At 35.8% G+C, this 19096-nt stretch carries 20 protein-coding genes; 9 read left to right on the top strand and 11 right to left on the bottom strand.

Going from position 1 to position 19096, the window contains the following annotated elements; genetic code table 11:
• Nucleotides 1–20 precede the first annotated feature (20 nt).
• The 5 genes from gyrB to dnaA form a co-directional block, all read right to left on the bottom strand.
• Nucleotides 21–1937 carry a DNA topoisomerase (ATP-hydrolyzing) subunit B gene (gene gyrB / locus AC07SW_RS12435; protein ID WP_115588690.1) on the bottom strand — a complete coding sequence of 639 codons (1917 nt, stop codon included), beginning with the start codon at nucleotides 1935–1937 and terminating at the stop codon, nucleotides 21–23.
• 23 nt (nucleotides 1938–1960) lie between these two features.
• Nucleotides 1961–3082, bottom strand: coding sequence for a DNA replication/repair protein RecF (gene recF / locus AC07SW_RS12430; RefSeq protein ID WP_034572707.1), 1122 nt, complete (start codon nucleotides 3080–3082; stop codon nucleotides 1961–1963).
• On the bottom strand, nucleotides 3082–3324 hold the full coding sequence (yaaA, locus tag AC07SW_RS12425; RefSeq protein WP_034573893.1) for a S4 domain-containing protein YaaA: 243 nt from the start codon (nucleotides 3322–3324) through the stop codon (nucleotides 3082–3084). Before yaaA ends, recF begins: the two co-directional genes overlap by 1 nt.
• 277 nt (nucleotides 3325–3601) lie before the next feature.
• Nucleotides 3602–4744, bottom strand: coding sequence for a DNA polymerase III subunit beta (dnaN, locus tag AC07SW_RS12420; protein WP_034572710.1), 1143 nt, complete (start codon nucleotides 4742–4744; stop codon nucleotides 3602–3604).
• 265 nt (nucleotides 4745–5009) lie between these two features.
• Nucleotides 5010–6350, bottom strand: a complete 1341-nt coding sequence (gene dnaA / locus AC07SW_RS12415) for a chromosomal replication initiator protein DnaA (RefSeq protein WP_034572712.1) — start codon at nucleotides 6348–6350, stop codon at nucleotides 5010–5012.
• A gap of 657 nt (nucleotides 6351–7007) precedes the next feature.
• Between dnaA and rpmH the strand changes: the two genes are divergently transcribed.
• From rpmH to jag, 4 genes are all read left to right on the top strand, one after another.
• Entirely contained in the window at nucleotides 7008–7142 is a 135-nt protein-coding gene (rpmH, locus tag AC07SW_RS12410) for a 50S ribosomal protein L34 (RefSeq protein WP_034572715.1), read from the top strand.
• A gap of 113 nt (nucleotides 7143–7255) precedes the next feature.
• Nucleotides 7256–7594, top strand: coding sequence for a ribonuclease P protein component (gene rnpA / locus AC07SW_RS12405; protein ID WP_034572718.1), 339 nt, complete (start codon nucleotides 7256–7258; stop codon nucleotides 7592–7594).
• Between the two features lie 37 nt (nucleotides 7595–7631).
• Nucleotides 7632–8471: a membrane protein insertase YidC gene (gene yidC / locus AC07SW_RS12400; protein ID WP_485401286.1), complete on the top strand. Its 840-nt coding sequence runs from the start codon at nucleotides 7632–7634 to the stop codon at nucleotides 8469–8471.
• 47 nt (nucleotides 8472–8518) lie between these two features.
• Nucleotides 8519–9247 carry an RNA-binding cell elongation regulator Jag/EloR gene (gene jag, locus AC07SW_RS12395; protein WP_485402612.1) on the top strand — a complete coding sequence of 243 codons (729 nt, stop codon included), beginning with the start codon at nucleotides 8519–8521 and terminating at the stop codon, nucleotides 9245–9247.
• Nucleotides 9248–9298: 51 nt separating this feature from the next.
• Here jag and AC07SW_RS12390 read toward each other — a convergent pair whose 3' ends face one another.
• From AC07SW_RS12390 to AC07SW_RS12375, 4 genes are read right to left on the bottom strand one after another with little or no spacing between them, the layout of a single operon-like run.
• Nucleotides 9299–10312 carry an ABC transporter substrate-binding protein gene (locus tag AC07SW_RS12390; protein ID WP_135022393.1) on the bottom strand — a complete coding sequence of 338 codons (1014 nt, stop codon included), beginning with the start codon at nucleotides 10310–10312 and terminating at the stop codon, nucleotides 9299–9301.
• Between the two features lie 16 nt (nucleotides 10313–10328).
• Complete coding sequence (locus tag AC07SW_RS12385) at nucleotides 10329–11096, bottom strand: ABC transporter ATP-binding protein (protein ID WP_494633005.1); 768 nt, start codon at nucleotides 11094–11096, stop codon at nucleotides 10329–10331.
• Nucleotides 11097–11101: 5 nt separating this feature from the next.
• Complete coding sequence (locus AC07SW_RS12380; protein ID WP_485401288.1) at nucleotides 11102–12154, bottom strand: FecCD family ABC transporter permease; 1053 nt, start codon at nucleotides 12152–12154, stop codon at nucleotides 11102–11104.
• On the bottom strand, nucleotides 12144–12764 hold the full coding sequence (locus AC07SW_RS12375) for a nitroreductase family protein (RefSeq protein WP_311908815.1): 621 nt from the start codon (nucleotides 12762–12764) through the stop codon (nucleotides 12144–12146). Before AC07SW_RS12375 ends, AC07SW_RS12380 begins: the two co-directional genes overlap by 11 nt.
• Before the next feature lie 242 nt (nucleotides 12765–13006).
• On the opposite strand from AC07SW_RS12375, the gene dhaK reads away from it, so the two are divergent.
• The 5 genes from dhaK to dhaQ all read left to right on the top strand — a co-directional run bounded on the left by dhaK (nucleotide 13007) and on the right by dhaQ (nucleotide 17352).
• Complete coding sequence (gene dhaK, locus AC07SW_RS12370; RefSeq protein ID WP_034572743.1) at nucleotides 13007–13996, top strand: dihydroxyacetone kinase subunit DhaK; 990 nt, start codon at nucleotides 13007–13009, stop codon at nucleotides 13994–13996.
• Nucleotides 13997–14008: 12 nt separating this feature from the next.
• The gene (gene dhaL / locus AC07SW_RS12365; RefSeq protein WP_119907352.1) at nucleotides 14009–14590 is read left to right on the top strand and encodes a dihydroxyacetone kinase subunit DhaL; all 582 of its coding nucleotides are present in this window, start codon (nucleotides 14009–14011) and stop codon (nucleotides 14588–14590) included.
• Nucleotides 14587–14958 (top strand): dihydroxyacetone kinase phosphoryl donor subunit DhaM, encoded by a 372-nt coding sequence (gene dhaM, locus AC07SW_RS12360; RefSeq protein WP_034572751.1) that lies wholly within the window; start codon nucleotides 14587–14589, stop codon nucleotides 14956–14958. The genes dhaL and dhaM overlap by 4 nt, the downstream gene beginning before the upstream one ends.
• A gap of 67 nt (nucleotides 14959–15025) precedes the next feature.
• The gene (locus tag AC07SW_RS12355; protein WP_034572754.1) at nucleotides 15026–16156 is read left to right on the top strand and encodes a glycerol dehydrogenase; all 1131 of its coding nucleotides are present in this window, start codon (nucleotides 15026–15028) and stop codon (nucleotides 16154–16156) included.
• Between the two features lie 206 nt (nucleotides 16157–16362).
• Nucleotides 16363–17352, top strand: coding sequence for a DhaKLM operon coactivator DhaQ (dhaQ, locus tag AC07SW_RS12350; RefSeq protein ID WP_494633003.1), 990 nt, complete (start codon nucleotides 16363–16365; stop codon nucleotides 17350–17352).
• 49 nt (nucleotides 17353–17401) lie between these two features.
• Here the strand turns inward: dhaQ and AC07SW_RS12345 are convergent, their stop codons facing one another.
• Complete coding sequence (locus tag AC07SW_RS12345) at nucleotides 17402–18388, bottom strand: choloylglycine hydrolase family protein (RefSeq protein WP_034572760.1); 987 nt, start codon at nucleotides 18386–18388, stop codon at nucleotides 17402–17404.
• A 26-nt stretch (nucleotides 18389–18414) separates the two neighbouring features.
• Nucleotides 18415–18993, bottom strand: a complete 579-nt coding sequence (gene dhaS / locus AC07SW_RS12340) for a dihydroxyacetone kinase transcriptional activator DhaS (protein ID WP_494633002.1) — start codon at nucleotides 18991–18993, stop codon at nucleotides 18415–18417.
• Nucleotides 18994–19096 lie beyond the last annotated feature (103 nt).

Raw genomic sequence — 19096 nt, 5'->3', positions numbered from 1 at the left:
GCCAATATCTTTTTCTATCCCTAGATATCTAGGTTTTGAACGTAAACTGCATTGTCTTCAATAAATTTACGTCTTGGTTCAACACGGTCACCCATTAACATTTCAAAAACTTCATCTGCTTCAATTGCATCATCGACAGTTACTTGTAGCATCGATCTGCTTTCTGGATCCATTGTCGTTTCCCAAAGTTGTTCCGCATCCATTTCTCCAAGACCTTTATAACGTTGAATTACAGGCTTTGGTTGTGCTGGAATTTCTTTTAGGTAATTTTCCAACTCTAAGTCAGAATCTAAATAGACCACTTTTTTCCCTTGTCGAACTTGATACAAAGGTGGTTGTGCAATGTAAACATAACCTGCTTCCACGACTGGACGCATATAGCGATAGAACAAAGTTAATAACAAGGTTCTGATATGCGCGCCATCGACATCGGCATCGGTCATGATGACAAGCTTGTGGTAACGTGCTTTGGAAATATCAAAATCGCCACCAAATCCTGTCCCCATTGCCGTAAATAACGAACGAATTTCTTCGTTTGCTAAAATTTTGTCTAGGGAAGCTTTTTCTACGTTTAAGATTTTCCCACGAATCGGTAAAATCGCTTGGAATAAGCGCGAACGACCTTGTTTAGCAGAACCGCCGGCTGAATCTCCTTCGACAATAAAGATTTCGCTGATTTTAGGATCTTTGCTTGAACAATCGGCTAATTTACCTGGTAAATTACTGATTTCTAAGCCACTCTTTTTACGGGTTACTTCACGGGCTCTTTTAGCAGCTAAACGAGCTTTTGAAGCTAAAATCCCTTTTTCAACAACGCGACGAGCTACTTGTGGGTTTTCCATCAAGAACTTATCGAAATGAGCAGAAAATAGACGATCCGTAATAGTACGCGCTTCTGAATTTCCTAACTTAGTTTTCGTTTGACCTTCAAATTGTGGATCTGGATGTTTGATTGAGACAACAGCTGTCAATCCTTCACGAACATCTTCACCCGTTAAATTTTCTTCGTTTTCTTTCATCAATTTATTTTTACGTGCATAATCATTAATGACACGAGTTAAAGCTGTTTTAAATCCAGACTCGTGTGTACCGCCTTCGTAGGTGTGAATGTTGTTAGCAAAACTCAATAAACTTGTATGGTAGCCGTCTGTATATTGCATTGCAGCTTCCACAACAATTCCTTGTTGTTCGCCTTCAATGTAAATAGGTTCATCAAATAATACATTTTTATTGTGGTTTAAGTGTTCAACATAACTCTTGATTCCACCTTCATAATGGAATTCACGTAAAGTTTCATGCTCAACACGTTTATCTTCGATAGAAATTCTCAAGCCCTTGTTTAAGAATGCTAATTCACGAACACGAGTAGATAATTTTTCAAATTCAAAGGTAGTTGTTTCAGTAAAGATCGTTGGATCTGGAATAAAATGGACAGTTGTTCCATGGCGCTCTGTTTCACCAATTACTTTTAAATCATCGACCACTTTTCCTTGATGGAATTCTTGGTAATGGATTTGACCGTCTTTGTAAACTTTAACGTCAAGAACACTTGATAACGCATTTACAACAGAAGAACCTACCCCGTGAAGTCCGCCAGAAACCTTGTATCCGCCTCCGCCAAACTTACCACCTGCATGTAAGACTGTAAAAACTGTTTCAACGGCTGGACGACCTGTTTTTGCTTGAATCCCGATTGGAATTCCGCGTCCATCATCGATAACGGTGATACTGTCATCTTCTTCAATAATGACTTTGATTTCAGTTGCAAAACCAGCTAATGCCTCATCAATTGAGTTATCAACGATTTCCCAAACTAAATGGTGCAGACCTTGTCCACTAGTTGAACCAATATACATCCCAGGACGTTTTCTAACCGCTTCTAAACCTTCTAAAACTTGAATTTGGCTAGCATCATATTCTTGTGCTAATGCCTTCATATCTTTAATTTCTTCAGACACGTTTATTCACTCTCCATTTCTACATGACCATCTGTTACGTGAAAAACACGAGGTGCTTCTAACATATTTTTCTTGATTCCATCCAAACTAGTAGTGGTTAAAAAAGTTTGAACTTTATTTTCAATTGCTTTTAGTAAGTGTGTTTGACGTTCGTCATCTAATTCTGACAATACATCGTCTAATAAAAGCAAGGGATACTCATCTGTCATTTCTTTCATCAAATCAATTTCTGCCAGCTTAACGCTTAAGGCTGTTGTCCGTTGCTGACCTTGGGAACCATACGTCTGCACGTTTTGTTGATTGACTATAAATTTCAAATCATCGCGGTGAGGCCCAACTAATGTGCTGCCTTGATCTAATTCGCGTTTTTTTACTTTTTCAAAGGCCGCTAATAAATCCAAATAAAGCTGATCTTTATCCGCCTTATCGGTGGCCGTGATAGTACATTGATACTCAATTTGTAGCTCTTCTTTTTGTCTGGATATTTCAGCATGGATTGGTTTTGCCCAGCTTTCTAATTTTTGAACAAACAAAAAGCGTTCTTGCAAAATAGCTGCACCATGAGTAGCCAGTTGCTCAGTTAGCACTTCAAGAAAGGTTAAATCCTTCGCTTTTTTTAGCATCAATTGTTTTAGGTAATTGTTTCGTTGTTTTAAGATATGCTGATAATTCACCAAATGATGTAAATAGATTGGGCTCATTTGTCCCATTTCCATGTCTAAAAATTTTCTACGAACAGAAGGCGATCCCTTTACCAGTGACAAATCCTCTGGAGCAAATAAAATAACGTTTAACTTCCCAATATAATCACTGAGTTTTTTTTGCTCTAAATGGTTAAATTTGGCTTTTTTTCCTTTGCTTGAAATCGTAATTTCTAACGGAAAAGAAGTATTTTTCTTTTGAATGCGCCCTGTTAAACGAGCAAAGTCTTCTTGCCAATGAATTAACTCTTTATCATTTGAAGTCCGATGACTTCTTGTCATTGCTAAAACATAGATGGCCTCCATCAAATTCGTTTTTCCCTGGGCATTTTCTCCAAGAAAAACATTGATTCCTTCTGAAAAGGACACATCAGCTGTTTCATAATTGCGATAATTAGCTAATTTAATTTCTTCTAAATGCATTACAGTTCTTCCTCGGTCGTCTCTTTTTCTGATTGTACAAAAAAGCTGCCGACTTCTGGAATTTCAACTACTGATCCTGGGTAAATTTTCTTTCCTCGACGATTTTCAATTTCATTATCCAATAAAACAGTGTGCTCAGCTAAATACCACTTTGCCATCCCACCACTGCTAATTACATCGATATGCTTTAAAAGTTTGCCCAGTGTAATGAATTCACTATCAATTAAAACGGCTTGTTTCACTTGATTCACCTGCTTTTCAATAAAATAAGCGTGGATGGTCTGCCAATCCACGCAATTTTCTAATCTGTATAAGAACATTATACTCTTTTTTTAACGACTTTACAAATAAATTAGGGAATTTTCATAGGTTATTCGCATTTTGTTCGAAAAACTCAAAAAGACCTTAAACCATCAAAAAAAGCTTAAAACGAAAAATAAGGGGTATTTTAATTGATGATATGTAAAAAATCCCCATTTTCCAAATAAAAATTCAGAAAATGAAGATTTTTAATTATTTTTAAAATGTACGAACTGGAGTAATCAATTGGATAAAGTTCTGATTGTCTTCACTTGGAACCAAAATAAAGGGACGAACAGGTGATGTAAATTTAATTCGGATATCCGTTTGACCAAAAGTTCTTAAAGCATCTTTCATATAATCTGGATTGAACGATAAATCAATCGACTCACCTTCAACTGAAATATAAGCTAATTCTTCTTTTACATTCCCAACATCTGGCGAATTTCCAGAAATCTCAACTAATTCAGGTGAAATTGAAATTTTAACAACGTTATTTTTACCTTCGTGAGATAGCAATGACGCGCGTTCAATCGAACCTAATAATGAACTTGCGTTAAAAACAATTTCTGTTGCAGCTGATTCAGGAATCAAACGAGCTGTATCTGGGTAATACCCTTCTAATAAACGAGAATAGAAATACATATTTTCAGTTTTAAATAAAACTTGATTTTCTGTAATCATCATTTCAATATTTTCATGACGTTCATCTAAAGTTCTTGATAATTCAATCAAACTTTTCCCTGGAATGATAATGTTGTATTTTTGATCTGCTAATGCTGAGCTTACTTCAAGTGGAATAATTCGTTGACTTAAACGATGACTGTCGGTAGCAACTGCTAGCAATTTTCCATTTTCAATGACCATATTAACTCCCGTTAAAATAGGGCGACTTTCATGAGTTGAAATAGCAATAACCGTTTGTCCAATAATTTGTTTAAATAAATTAATTGGCAACGAAAATGTTTCTTGTGTATCGATGACTGGCAAATGAGGATAGTTGTTTGCATCTAATCCATTAACAGTAAAAGAAGCATTGGCAGAAGTAATTAACGTTTGGAAATGGTCAAGAACTTCAATTTGCATCATTTCGTCAGGAAGTTTTTTTACAATTTCACTAAAGAAGCGAGCTTGCAACACAATGCTACCTGCTTGATCGATGGTTAAATTATTTTTTTCATCCTCGACAGGAATAAAGGCTTCAATGGAAATGTCTGAATCACTTCCGGTTAATGTTAATCCTTCTTCAGAAGCTTGAATTTTAATCCCAGTCAAAATTGGAATGGTTGTTCTTGATGAGATAGCTCTTTGTACATCAGCTAAACTTTTTAAAAATTCACTTCGTTTAATTGAAAATTTCATTTTAATTGTACCTCCAAAATTAGTTTAATTTATTTAATAAATAAGATAGTAATAGTAGTAGGGCCTGTTAATACTGTGGAAAAGAATAATGAGCCTTAGAGACACTAAGTTTTCCACATGTGTATAAGTTGTGGAAAAAAGAGAGACAACTTCAGAAGTTATCCCCAAAGTCTTTTTTACCGAATGAGTGAAAATTACTAAAAAAAATGATATATCAACTATAGAAAATTAGTTATTTCAAAATTTTTTATACCATTTATAAAAATTAGGATTTTAACTTATTCTTGATTTCTTCAATATCGCGGCGTAATTCTTCATCCTTCGTTAATGCATGCTCAATTTTTTCATAAGCATGAATCACGGTTGTGTGATCCTTGCCACCAAATTCGGCTCCAATTTTTGGAAGTGAATTGGAAGTGAGTTCTCTTGAAAGATACATTGCAATTTGTCTAGGGACAACGATTGACTTAACTCGTTTCTTCCCTTTTAAATCGCTTAAAGGAATTTGATAGTATTTGCAAACTGTGCTTTGAATTTCTAAAATCGATAAAGTTGCAGGTTTACCTGAAGGAATAATGCTCTTTAACGCGTCTGCAGCTAAACTAGTTGAAATATCGCGACTTTCAATTGCCGCATAGGCTTGAACGCGGACTAAAGCTCCCTCAAGCTCGCGAATATTCGAATCGATTTGACCAGCTATATAACTTAATGTATCTCCTGGTATTTCTAAACGTTCTGCATTAGCTTTTTTGCGTAAAATCGCGATTCGTGTTTCTAAATCAGGTGGCGTAATGTCAACTGACAATCCCCAGGCAAAGCGTGATACAAGACGTTCTTGTAATTTAGGAATTTCGTTTGGCAAACGATCACTTGTTAGAACGATCTGTTTACGTTCATCATAAAGTGCATTAAACGTATGGAAAAATTCTTCTTGTGTTCCTTCTTTATCTGCAAAAAACTGGATATCATCCACTAATAATAAATCAACACTGCGGTATTCATTTCTGAACTTCTCTTGTGATTTAGTTTGGATGGAATTGATAAAATCGTTGGCAAAGGTCTCGCTACTTACATACTTTACTTTTGCATCTGGATTGATTAATAACATTTGGTGACCAATCGCATGCATCAAATGGGTTTTGCCTAAACCGACGCCACCATAGAAAAATAAAGGATTATAAATAGTACCTGGTTCTTCAGCGACAACAAGGGCAGCTGCGTGGGCCATTTGATTGCCTTTTCCAATAACGAAAGTATCAAATGTATACTTATCATTTAATTGAGCATCTTTTCGCACGGGCGAATTTTTAGCAAAAGAGTCACTTTTTCTAAGCACAGTTGTTTCATTTGGATCTTGTTCATTCTTAATGATAAATAATGGTGAAATCTCACGGCTCGAATATTCATAAATATTTTCAACGATTCGAGTGGCTAAATTATTTTCCCAATATTCTTTGTGTAAGGATGAAGGAACTTCAATAATAATGTTTTGGTCAGTGATACGAATAGGATGTGCACTTTCAATCCATGTATCATAACTGACTTTGGAAAGTGATTCTTTAAACTTTTCCTTTAAGTAGCTCCATAGGTTCTGTAAGTCATCCACAAAATGAACCTCCTTTATAAATGTGTCTTTTTTATTTTAGCATTTTATTGGAAAGTTTTCCACAAGTAGTTAAAATCTGTTGAAAGTTTATTCATAAGGTGTTTAAAAGTTATCCACAAGTCGAAAGTAGACAGTGGATAACTTATTTTAATTTCCGATTTTATTTTAATTGTGGATAAAAAAGTGTTTGTTAGTGTAGACATACCAATTGTTTCACGGGTTATCCACAAATGTAACAAGGAAGTTTAAAAAGACTATACACATGTTGTTGAATTGTGGATAACTTAAATCTATCTTTTAGGTAACTTAAACTTAAAACAAGTTGTTCTATATGACTGTGGATAAAAAAAACGTAATTGTGGATTCTTTTTTCGAGAGTAAAATTTTATTTCAGAGATAAAAAAAGCCTTTTTTAAATAAAATATCATCCTCCAAGAATCGAGAAATACAAAAAATGAACAACTTTACAACAAATATTCTAAAAATAGGTTTCTTATTACGCCTATTTATGCTATTATATTTGAGTGAGTTAATAAAAATAGGCATGTTGTACTTGACAAGGCTATTTTATCTTCGTTATAATATTCAAGACTGTCTTGTGATGATATAAAATTTAGAAGCAACTAAGAGATAGTTTTTACAGGAGGTGTATCACGAATGAAAAGAACTTACCAACCTAAAAAACGTAAACGTCAAAAAGTACACGGTTTCCGTAAACGTATGAGTACAAAAAACGGACGTAGAGTATTACAAAGTAGACGCCGTAAAGGAAGAAACGTATTGTCTGCATAGATCACTGAACGTCTCAGTGGTCTTTTTTCTTTAGTAAATTTTATAAAAAATCTAAAAAAAAGACCTAAAAATCTTTTTTTTTCAGAAAAATGCAAGAGATGAGAGGTTGTTTTATGAGAAAGACCTATCGTGTCAAAAAGGAAGCTGATTTCCAAAAAGTTTTTCATAAAGGCGTTTCTACAGCAAATCGCCAATTTGTGATTTATGTGTTAGAAAAAAAAGAGCAAGCTCATTTTAGAGTGGGGCTGTCTGTTGGAAAAAAAGTTGGAAATGCAGTGACTAGAAATGCAGTTAAGCGTAAAATCAGACAAAGTATTACAGAATTAAAGCCAAATTTAAAACAAGACAAAGACTTTATTGTAATTGCTCGGATTCCTGCTGCAAAAATGACAACAAAAGAAGTCAAAAAGAGCTTAACACATGTGCTAAAACTAGCTAAAATGTTAAACTAAAAAAATAACTATCTACTATAGAAGTGAGGGAATTGATGTGAGTAAACGTAAGCGATTACTTATATTGGTTAGTTCAGTGCTTTTAATGGCTGTCTTAACTGGGTGTGGGAAAACAGGTTCGATTGATGCAAATAGTACAGGATTTTGGGACCATTACATTGTTTGGAATTTCTCAAGAGCAATTACGGGATTATCAACTATATTCTTTGGAAGCTATGGTTTAGGAATTATTTCATTTACCATTCTGATTCGAATTATTTTATTACCATTAATGCATCACCAAATGAAAAGTACACGTAAAATGAGTGATATGCAACCGCGATTAAAAGCGTTGCAAAAACAATACGCGTCAAAAGACACTGAAACACAAAATAAATTAAGAGAAGAAACACAAAAATTGTACTCTGAAGCAGGCGTAAATCCAGCGATGGGTTGTTTGCCAATGTTGGTTCAAATGCCTGTTTTGATGGCATTGTATCAAGCTATCAGTCGTACTGAAGTTTTAAAAGCCGGTCATTTCTTATGGATGAACTTAGGAGAACGTGACCCGTATTTTATTTTACCGGTCTTAGCAGCTGTGTTAACATTTGCTACAACAAAGCTTTCAACCATGAGTCAAGCCGAATCAAACTCAATGACAAGCGCAATGTTGTACACGATGCCAGCGTTGATTTTATTTATGGGGGTTACACTACCAAGTGCGCTATCTCTTTACTGGGTAGTCGGAAATGCTTTTTCAGTAGGTCAAACCTTACTATTGAATAATCCATTTAAAATTAAAAAAGAACGTGATGAAAAAGTACAAGCAGAACGAGATCGTCAAAAAGCCTTAGAAAAAGCAATAAAACCGAAAAAGAAAAAAAATAAGAAAAGATAATTAGTTTGTTTAATAGGGAATCGACAAAAGAAATGGAGGGAAAACAGATGGAACAGTATACGGCTAGTGGAGAAACCGTAGAAAAAGCAATTGAAACGGGATTGAATAAGTTAGGGATTACTCGGAATGATGCGAGCATTACTATTATTTCAGAAGGCAAAAAAGGTATTTTTGGTTTTGGGAAAAAAGCCGCTATTGTTGAAATTACATCAACACTTGAATCAAAGAATCAAGTCGAGCAAGAAATTCTTTTAGAAGAAAAAGTATTTAATGAAGAAAATTCTCTGAAAGAAGTTCTATTAAATGAACGAAATGACGATGTTGCGATTGATATTTCTAAAAAATATCTAGTCGATATTTTGACACAAATTGGTGCAGATGCAACAGTCGAAGAAGAACGTGTTGACGATAAAATTATCTTCCACGTGAAAACAGAAAAGCCGGGCTTAGTCATTGGGAAACATGGTAAAGTTTTAAATGCGCTACAGGCGTTGACACAAGTTCTCGTGCATCGACATGCTAAGAGTAAGTTAACCGCAATCGTGAACGTTGGCGATTACCGTGAGCGCCGTGAAACGATTTTAAAACAACTAGCAGAACGCACGGCTGAAAAAGTATTACGTACGAACCAACCTGTTTTTCTTGAACCGATGCCAGCTTTTGAACGTAAGCAAATTCATTTTTATTTAAGCAAAGATGGTCAAGTTACTACGCATTCAGAAGGCAATGAACCTCATCGCTATTTAGTTGTTGAACCTGTTAAGAAACGATTTTAATTAAAAAAGCCGCGACAACCAAGAATTTCTTGGTTGTCGTGGCTTTTTAATTTAGTTGAATAAATCAGGATAAATTTCAGTTGCTAATTTTTCAATACCATCTAAACTTTGATAGCCGTAGCCAAATAGATAATTGTAATCAACACCGTAAACTTGTTTATTTTTGATGGCTTTCATGTTTGTAAGTTTAGGATTTGCATAAAAACCTGCTTTAATTTTAGCAATATCAGCGCCATCTTCCCAAATTGGGAAAATAAGAATATCAGGATCAGTTTCAAGCAAGGTTTCAATACTAACATCGCCCTTTTCATTTTTGTAAACATTGTCTAATTTAATCAATTTAAAAATGTCATTAAAGAAACTTTCGTCGTGAGCGGGATAAACGGCAATTTCAGTTGGGTCCATTGTATGAATATAAGCAAATGTTTGATTTTGATTGATTTTTTTCAATGACGTTGTGAGCGTTGTTTCTTTCGCTTTTATTTCAGCAGCAAAACTTTTTGCTTTGTCTTCAACATTGAAAATTTTTCCAAGGTTGTCAATATCTTGATAAATAGAATCAAATGTACCACCCGTTACAGAGGATTCTAAAAGGTACGTTCGAATACCGCTATCATTTAAAGAATCTACCGTTCCAACGCCCCATTCGTTGTTATCAAATAGACCTGCACGTCCATAAACAAAGTCTGGATTGGTTCCTAAGGTTACTTCTTTTCCTACATAATCTTTTGATAAGATGGGTAGCTTACTATAAGCTTTTTCGACAGCTTTATCAGGTTCTCCAAAATCAGCCCCAACACCGACAATTTTATCTTCTAAACCTAGATGCAATAAAAGTTCAGCAGCAGGTTTCGTATTGGCCATGATTTTGTGAGGTGCTTCTTGAAAGGTTTCTTCTTTTGGCTCCCATTTTGTCGAGCCTTCTGCTTTGGTGTAATTGTTGATTTTAACAGGGTAGCTCCCATTTGATTGTGTTCCACTTTGGGCATTATTTTCTTTAGCACCACAAGCTGAAACGAATAAACTTAGTGCAAAAATTGAACCGATTAAAAAGGTTTTTTTCATTATTTTTCCTCCTGTTTTATATGCTGTAATAGGAAAATCCTATTTTTTTAGTAATTGGATTGATAAACGTTTGGCATTTGACTTGATAAAGCTCTTCAATCAGCTCAGCTGTTAGGAGCTTTTCGGGTGTTCCTTTGGCGATGACTTCGCCATCCTTCATGGCATATAGATAATCACAGTAAGCAGCAGCCATTTCTAAGTCATGAAGTGCTGCAAGAACGCCAATTTTCATTTTTTTTACGCTGTTCAATATTTCTATTTGATAGCGAATATCTAAATGATTAGTGGGCTCGTCTAAAATAATAAAATGCGGTTGCTGAGCAATTGCTCTGGCTAGAATGACGCGCTGTTTTTCGCCACCAGATAAGGATAAAAAACTACGCTCTCGATAATTTAACAGATTGGTTTGCGACAAAGCTTCTTCTACGATTTGATAATCAGCTTTTGTATCAGACTCTAATAATTTTTTGTGGGGAGTACGTCCTAAAAGGACGATTTGTTCAACACTTAAATCAAAACTCATTTCGTTAAATTGACTCACTACAGCCAATTGCTTTGCGACAGTTTTATTAGAAGCTGTTAAAACGTCTAATTCATCTAAAAAGATGCCTCCTTTTATAGGTTTGAGGCTTTTATAGAGACTTTTTAATAGAGTTGACTTACCGCAACCATTTGCCCCAATCACGCCGACAAATTGTTGATGCTCTACTTGAAGAGTAACGTCTTTGACGATGTCTTTTTTACCAATCTGAATGGATATGTCCTGAGCGACCAATTGTGTCATTGTATTTAACCTCCAAATTGATAATTTTTTTTGATAATAATATAGATGAAAAGAGGTGCGCCAATGACTGAAGTAATGATTCCGATTGGAATTTCCACATTTTTAATTAGAATTCTAGAAAGAATATCGGCCCAAATCATAAATAATGCTCCAATCAGTAAAACCATCGGCAAAAGACGTTTATGATTTGCTCCAAAGAGTCCTCTGGCTAAATGAGGTATAATGAGTCCTACAAAGCCAATCATTCCAGAATAGGCGACAACCGTCCCTGTTAGAAGAGAAGCTAAAGCTAGATAGATTTTTCGATATTTTCCAAGCTCGATTCCAAGTGTAATGGCAGCCTCGTCTCCAAGCAACATAGTATTTAAAATTCGATGTTGGAAGAGGAAGAAGAGACAGCTTAACAGTACTGGTACAGAAAGAATGGGTAATTTATCCCAACTAGCAGAAGCAAGACTGCCCATTGACCAAAAGGTGATGGTCTTAATGCCTTCAGCGTTGTTTGCAAAATAAACGATTAAACTGGAAAAAGCACTTAATAACGAACTAATGACCATGCCTGACAATAGTAATTTGATTGATGTGATGCGTCCGCCAAAACTAGCTAATAATAAAACACCAAAAGAGGCAACAATTGCTCCAATAAAGGCGCCAAAGGCAACACCAATCTGTGCAAATAATGCGCCACTTCCGACTCCTAAAAGAATCACAAACGTTGCTCCTAAAGAAGCACCAGACGAAATCCCTAAAATATAAGGGTCTGCTAATGGATTTTGAACAATAGCCTGCATAATCGTTCCGCTAACGGCTAAGCCCATTCCAACTAATAAAGCAAATAATGCTCGAGGCAATCGCAATTGCCAAATAATTGTAATGTAAGATTGATTGTCTAAATGATCTAATGATCCAACGGAACCATTTGAGATTTTAGAGATAAAGATGTTCCAAGATTGGTCGAAAGGAATGTCAACTTGACCGATTGATGTAGAGTAGATAATAGAAAGAAAAATAGCTACAACCAAGGCAATCAGAATCAATAGATAGTTTTTATGCTTCATTATTTCTCACACTTTCTAAAGTAGTCACCCATTCGCTAAGAGGAGTACGTTTTGCTTTTATTTTTGTTGATGCTGTTTTTATTTTAGTTAAATGAAGAGTTGCAACAATTTGCCGGGTGGAATCAATTCGTAATTCTTCAGCGAATTTTGAGTCAAAAATATTAGGTGTGGTTCGCCAAGTTACGCCGATTGATTTATCCCAAGCGACAAGTTGGATATTTTGAATAAATGCAGCGGTAGCAGAAATGGCTTCCAATGAAGTCTTTTGATCAGCTTCTAATGGAACAGAAACAACGATGCTGACGGGCACTTCAGCAAAATAGTCATAGACTTTGCTTTTTGTTTTATCTAAGTCTGATTGATTGTAAGAATCCCACACCCCTAAACGTGTGTAACTTTCAAGGATTGCTGTTGAAAATAGTTGGCGTTCTGATTCTGTTGAAATAAGTAAAACTTCCCAAGGTTCTTTTTTTGAATGGAAAGGTGCAAAAGAAGCTATTTCTAAAATAGTATAAATTAGTTCTCGAGGGATAGAATCGGGTAAAATCTTTCGAATCGTCCTTCTACTTTGAATTAGTTGACTAATTGAATGTAGTTCATCTCGTTCCATAAGGTCACTCCATTTGAATGTAATTGATAATCGTTCTCAATTATCATAGTCGAATCCTTTTAAATAAGCAAGATAAATTGTGAGCAAATAAAGATAATACTATAAAAAAAGTCTATTTTGTGAAGGTTTAAAAATGTTATAAACTGAACAAACGGACACATTAGAAATTTTGTCCGTTTAAAAGAAAACGTTTTCGCGATATAGTAAGCATGTAGAAAACAAACGAAGGGTGCGGATAAATAATGAAAAAGATAATAAATGACGCGACAGCAGTAGTAGACGAAATGTTGGACGGGTTGACTTATGCACATGGAGATTTAGTTGAACGTATCAATGAAAGCGGAATCATAGTAGCGAAAAATCAAACAAAGGGACATGTTGGGTTAATTAGTGGAGGCGGAAGCGGACATGAACCAGCACATGCAGGTTTTGTCGGTCAAGGAATGTTATCAGCAGCAGTTTGTGGGGCAGTTTTTACATCCCCAACTCCTGATCAAATTTTAGAAGGAATCAAAGCAGCTGATCAAGGAGCCGGCGTCTTTTTAATCATTAAAAATTATTCTGGTGACGTGATGAATTTCGATATGGCAAAAGAGTTAGCTGAGATGGAAGATATTGAAGTTGATTTTATTATTGTAGATGACGACATTGCAGTGGAAGATAGTACCTATACGGCAGGAAAACGTGGAGTTGCAGGGACTGTTTTAGTTCATAAAATTTTAGGCGCTGCAGCTGATCAAGGTGCAAGTTTATCAGAAATTAAAGCAATGGCTGATAAATTGGTTCCACAAATCAAAACCATTGGAGTAGCCTTAACAGGTGCAACTGTTCCTGAGGTAGGTAAGCCAGGCTTTGTTTTAGCAGATGATGAAATTGAATTTGGTGTGGGTATCCACGGTGAACCTGGTTACCGCAGAGAAAAAATCGCTCCTTCAAAAGAGTTAGCAAAAGAATTAGTAATGAAGTTAAAAGCAGCCTTCGATTGGAAAAAAGGCGATCATTTCGCACTGTTAGTTAACGGCTTAGGCAGCACACCTTTAATGGAACAATATATTTTTACAAATGATGTTCGCCAATTACTAGATGAAGAAGGAATAGTGGTTGAATTTAAAAAAGTGGGCGATTTCATGACTGCAATCGATATGGCTGGTTTATCGTTAACATTAGTAAAATTAGAAGATTCTAAATGGCTAGAAAATTTAACTTATAAAACAAATACAATTGCTTGGTAGGAGGAAATAAAAATGAATGTAGAAACTGTAAAAACCTGGTTAGACTTATTTACAGATGAGGTTAATCAAAACAAAGAGTATTTAAGTGAATTGGACACCCCAATTGGCGACGGAGACCACGGTATGAATATGGCTCGTGGTACAACGGCCGTAAAAGAGGTTATTGCTGAAAAAAATCCAACAACGTTGGTAGATATTTTCAAATTAACGGGTATGACATTAGTTAGTAAAGTGGGTGGCGCATCAGGTCCGTTATATGGTTCAGCGTTCATCAGTATGGCAAAAGCTGCTGGAGAAACAGACGATTTAGGGGAGCTCTTGGCTGCTGGTTTAGCTGGAATTCAAAAACGTGGCAAGGCTGAAGTTGGCGAAAAAACAATGGTAGACGTTTGGCAACCTGTTGTTGAAGCAGTACAAAAAAACGAACTAACTTCTAAAGTTATTCAAGATGCTGTTGAAGGGACAAAAGAAATTAAAGCTACAAAAGGTCGCGCATCGTATCTTGGCGATCGTTCAATTGGACATATTGATCCAGGAGCAATGTCAAGTGGATATTTATTTGAAGCAATGTTGAAAGCAGGTGTTTCTCAATGAGTAAACTAGGTGTTGTAGTCGTTTCACATGTTCCTCAAATTGCAGAAGGAGTCGTTCGCTTAATGCGAGAAGTGGCAAAGGATGTATCGATTACCTCTGCTGGCGGAACGGATGAGAATGAAGTTGGAACGAGCTTTGAAAAAATCCAAACAGCTTTTGACGCTAATGAAGCTGAAATTTTATTAGCTTTCTATGATTTAGGTAGTGCCAAAATGAATTTAGAAATGGTAATGGAAATGACAGACAAAGAAGTCCATCTATTTGATACAGCTTTTCTAGAAAGTAGCTACACGGCGGCAGCCTTGATTCAAGCCGATGCATCCTTAGAGATGATTAAAGAACAAATTGATCCGATGAAAATTAAATAAATACTGTAGACACTGCGTCTCAATTGAGGCGCATCCTAAATAAATGAAAACTATGGAGGTAAGAACAATGAGAAAAGCATTTATTTCACCAACAAAGTATGTACAAGGAGAGGACGAAATTCTTAATTTAGGCTATTTCGTTTCTACTTTCGGAAAATCAGCACTATTAATTGCCCATCAAGACGATATCAACCGTGTACAAGCACAATTAGACCAAACAACTGAAAAATTTAACATTGAAATCATTCCAAGTCATTTTAACGGCGAATGTTCAAGACAAGAAGTAGCTCGCTTACAAGAATTTGCTAAAGAACACAACTGTGACTGTGTGATTGGTTTAGGTGGCGGTAAAGCAATTGACACTGCAAAATGTGTTGCGGAAGGTGAAGCGTTGATTATTGTTCCAACAATTGCGGCAACAGATGCACCAACGAGTCATTCCGCAGTATTGTATACTCCAGAAGGCGAATTCGACGATTACGCATACTTCAAACAAAGCCCAAGCGTAGTCATGGTAGATACGAAAATTATTGCCAATGCCCCAACACGCTTTTTAGTAGCCGGAATGGGAGACGCACTTTCTACTTATTTTGAAGCACGTGCAACGTCAAACTCCTTCTCAAATGTAAATGCAGGCTTGCCATGTGGCGCACGAACAGGAGAATGCCCACCAGCTAAAGGAACAAATGCAGCTTTAATGATGGCAAAATTATGTTATGAAATGCTACTTGAAAATGGCTACAATGCAAAAATTGCTTGTGACAATAACCTTGTAACACCTGCTTTAGAAAATATTGTTGAAACAAACATTTTATTATCAGGCTTAGGCTTTGAAAGTGCTGGTTTAGCAGCGATTCATGCCATTCATGACGGATTGACTGCCTTAGAAGGAACGCATCATTATTTCCATGGTGAAAAAGTGGCCTTTAGCGCAATTGCGCAATTAGTATTAGAAAATGCACCAATTGAAGAACTACATGAAGTGTTAGATTTCTCATTGTCAATTGGCTTGCCTGTCTGCCTAGCAGATATCGGAGTTGAATCCATTACAATGGAAGAAGCTATTTCAGTTGCTGAAAAAGCTTGTATTCCTGAAGAGTCTATCCATTCTATGCCATTCCCAATCACTGTCAATGATGTCGCATCAGCAATTATTGCAGCAGATAAAATTGGGAGTGACTACAAAAAAAATCACTAAAAACAAATTGAAATAGAATAAAATAAATTTGCTGGTAGTTGCAAGTACGCAACCGCCAACAAATTTATTTTTGTAAATAGAAAATGAACTTTTTAATCCTAAAAAATACAGAAAAAGCCTTCTATAAAAAGTACGATTTGTGATAAGATGGTCTAGAATAGTTTACTCGTTCAAAATAAAAGTTACAGCGAGAATAGAGGATTAAAATGAAAAAAATTGTTAATCGACCAGAAAAAATGGTTACACAAATGTTAAATGGAATCGTTTACGCTCATGATGAAAAGCTTGAACGGATAAAAGGGACAGGTGTAATTTATCGTAAAGCTATCTCTAAAGGTAAAGTTGCGGTTGTAAGCGGTGGAGGAAGTGGTCATGAACCCGCTCATACAGGATTTGTTGGAAAAGGTATGCTTGCAGCGGCTATTTGTGGTCCGATTTTTGTTCCACCAACACCGGAAGAAGTTTTTCAAGGAATTGCCATTTCGGATCAAGGTTTTGGTGTTTTACTAGTGATAAAAAACTTTGAAAAAGACGTTGAAAGTTTTTTGGAAGGACGCCGTTTAGCCCTAGATAAGGGACATCAAGTTGCCTATGTCATTGTGAATGATGATTGTTCATTAGAAGAAAATAGTTTTCAAAAAAGACGCCGTGGGGTTGCTGGAACAATATTCGTGCATAAAATTTTAGCTGCAGCAGCAGAAAACGGTAGCACTCTAGATGAATTAGCAGAATTAGGGAAAAAGGTGGTTCGAGCTAGTAATACATTAGGGCTAGCTTTATCACCAGCTGTGGTATCAGAAGAACATCAAGCTCAATTTCATTTGGCAGAAGATGAATTGTCCTTTGGCGTTGGAATCCACGGAGAGCCGGGATATCGTATTGAAAAACTACATTCCTCTGAACGCTTAGCCATTGAACTGGTAAATAAATTAAAAAATCATTACCAATTAGCAAAAGGAGATCAGTTTGCGTTGATGGTTAATGGATTAGGCGGAACGCCTTTAATGGAGCTCTATATTTTTACGAATGATGTCCGACGTCTATTGGAATTAGAAGGAATTAAGGTTGTTTTCAAAAAAGTTGGAAATTATATGACCTCTTATGACATGAAAGGGTTGTCGTTAACCTTTTTGAAGATAGAGGAAGAGCATTGGTTAGATTGGTTGAATGAACCCGTTGAGGTTTATGGATGGTAAACAAAAAAACAGGTAAAAAAACTCGATTTTAGAGTTTTTTACCTGTTTTTTAATTTAGGTGATGAATGTCTTGCTCCATTGGAAGTGGGTATTTTTTTAATTTGCCATCAGTTAAATCTTCATTGAATAAGTTGACCTTATTAATACGACGATTATCATAAGAAGCAAAATAATAATTAGAAGAATCGGTAGACATTGAGCTTGTGTAGACCGTGTAGTCACTATTACCTTGCTCGTTTAAGACGATTCCTTTTGGAATATCAACTGAAGCTAAGATATGAAAGCTTGTTGTAACACCTTCAAGTTCAGTAGTAGCTTTCTTTGCATATTCTTTTAGATAGGCTACCCGAACAAAACGAGCAGGTGGAGTATAATCGCCTGGCATACCAACTGTACCACTTCCTTGACCAAATGGTTTGAATGTTTTACCATTCAATTCAACTGATTTTAATTGATTCGGATTGATGCCAATGTAGTTTCTAAGGTTGGTTTCATGCCACTGATAATTTGGACTGTTTGTCATGACCCCTATGGAATCTTTATGGAGAGTCAATTGATTTTGATCAGGCTCAATAATTAATGTTTTGCCACTTTTATCTGTAAAAATAAAATGTAACGGTGGGACGATAGGAAGAATGTCGTTGATTTCATTGATTAAATCAATTGAAGGAAGAATCATCTCAACTTCTTCAATATTTTTTGCCTGCCCTAGCATGTAGGAGATAAACTGAAGAGGATTAATACTCGTTTTTGTTGATTGTTTTTGATAGGTAGCAAATCCAGGATAATACAAGGTGGCTCCAGCTAAGCCGTGTTCATTTACGCCATCATAAAAGGCAGGAGAAGACGTGGTTAAATTAGCCATACCTAGAAAGCGGTGTTGAACCACTTGTTGTTCGTTTTGATTATAGTTTAGTTTGAAGCCTTTTGGTACAACGACAACGCCACTATCAACATAAGTTGCAAAATCCATCGTACGAGAGAGCAATTGTGTACCATTTAATGTTTTAAGTGTAAAGCTGCTGCATCCAATCATATCTATTCCTTCTTTCTGTTTAGTGATTATTTATTTTTTTGCTTACTATACCGTTTTAATGTTGATAGAAAAGAATCCTCCACAATTAGTTGAATGTTTTCAGAAAGTTCTAGCGGCGGAATAGTGCAACCGTGCATTAACCAATCTTTAGCAGTTCCTACAAAGGCATGACTGTAAAACGCATTAAAAAAAGCTAACGTCTCTTCAGGCAACTCAATGTTTTGTTGTGTCATCATATCGGTAATGATCTTAAGTAGTAAGTTTTGTGTATGGTCAAAAAAATACCGGTCGAAAGAGTTTTGTTCGGTAATGGCTAAGGCATTATTGTAAAAGGTTTTATTTTCAGCTAAGTATTCAAAAAGTCTCGTAATGACCTTTGTCCAATGCTCATAATCTAAATAATCCTCAATGTTTTCACTAGCTTCTTGATTGTAAATCCAAGCAAGCAATTCATACTTATCTTGAAAATGATAATAGAAAGTCTGGCGTCTAATATCACAATGAGTCATAATATCCCGAATTGAAATTTTTTGAAAAGGTATGGTTTCCATCAATTCTTTCAATGAATGTGCAATTACTTTTTTGGTAATTAACGAATCGTGCATGGAATCCCCCGTCCCTTGTAATAGTTAACTTCATTATAACGCTTTCGAGAAAAAACTGCATCCAGAAGGTAGTCAAATTTAGCAAAATTTAAAAGTATTCAAA

Source organism: Carnobacterium sp. GW821-FHT04C06, assembly GCF_059420345.1.
The sequence above is the reverse complement of the archived record's forward strand: the minus strand, read 5'-3'. Positions and strand labels throughout refer to the sequence as shown.

Excerpts from the sequence above, each read along its gene's own strand:
- gyrB (WP_115588690.1), bottom strand. The coding sequence starts at position 1,937 with ATGAAGGCATTAGCACAAGAATATGATGCTAGCCAAATTCAAGTTTTA.
- recF (WP_034572707.1), bottom strand. The coding sequence starts at position 3,082 with ATGCATTTAGAAGAAATTAAATTAGCTAATTATCGCAATTATGAAACA.
- dnaN (WP_034572710.1), bottom strand. The coding sequence starts at position 4,744 with ATGAAATTTTCAATTAAACGAAGTGAATTTTTAAAAAGTTTAGCTGAT.
- rpmH (WP_034572715.1), top strand. The coding sequence starts at position 7,008 with ATGAAAAGAACTTACCAACCTAAAAAACGTAAACGTCAAAAAGTACAC.
- rnpA (WP_034572718.1), top strand. The coding sequence starts at position 7,256 with ATGAGAAAGACCTATCGTGTCAAAAAGGAAGCTGATTTCCAAAAAGTT.
- jag (WP_485402612.1), top strand. The coding sequence starts at position 8,519 with ATGGAACAGTATACGGCTAGTGGAGAAACCGTAGAAAAAGCAATTGAA.
- AC07SW_RS12390 (WP_135022393.1), bottom strand. The coding sequence starts at position 10,312 with ATGAAAAAAACCTTTTTAATCGGTTCAATTTTTGCACTAAGTTTATTC.
- AC07SW_RS12385 (WP_494633005.1), bottom strand. The coding sequence starts at position 11,096 with ATGACACAATTGGTCGCTCAGGACATATCCATTCAGATTGGTAAAAAA.
- AC07SW_RS12380 (WP_485401288.1), bottom strand. The coding sequence starts at position 12,154 with ATGAAGCATAAAAACTATCTATTGATTCTGATTGCCTTGGTTGTAGCT.
- AC07SW_RS12375 (WP_311908815.1), bottom strand. The coding sequence starts at position 12,764 with ATGGAACGAGATGAACTACATTCAATTAGTCAACTAATTCAAAGTAGA.
- dhaK (WP_034572743.1), top strand. The coding sequence starts at position 13,007 with ATGAAAAAGATAATAAATGACGCGACAGCAGTAGTAGACGAAATGTTG.
- dhaL (WP_119907352.1), top strand. The coding sequence starts at position 14,009 with ATGAATGTAGAAACTGTAAAAACCTGGTTAGACTTATTTACAGATGAG.
- dhaM (WP_034572751.1), top strand. The coding sequence starts at position 14,587 with ATGAGTAAACTAGGTGTTGTAGTCGTTTCACATGTTCCTCAAATTGCA.
- AC07SW_RS12355 (WP_034572754.1), top strand. The coding sequence starts at position 15,026 with ATGAGAAAAGCATTTATTTCACCAACAAAGTATGTACAAGGAGAGGAC.
- dhaQ (WP_494633003.1), top strand. The coding sequence starts at position 16,363 with ATGAAAAAAATTGTTAATCGACCAGAAAAAATGGTTACACAAATGTTA.
- AC07SW_RS12345 (WP_034572760.1), bottom strand. The coding sequence starts at position 18,388 with ATGATTGGATGCAGCAGCTTTACACTTAAAACATTAAATGGTACACAA.
- dhaS (WP_494633002.1), bottom strand. The coding sequence starts at position 18,993 with ATGCACGATTCGTTAATTACCAAAAAAGTAATTGCACATTCATTGAAA.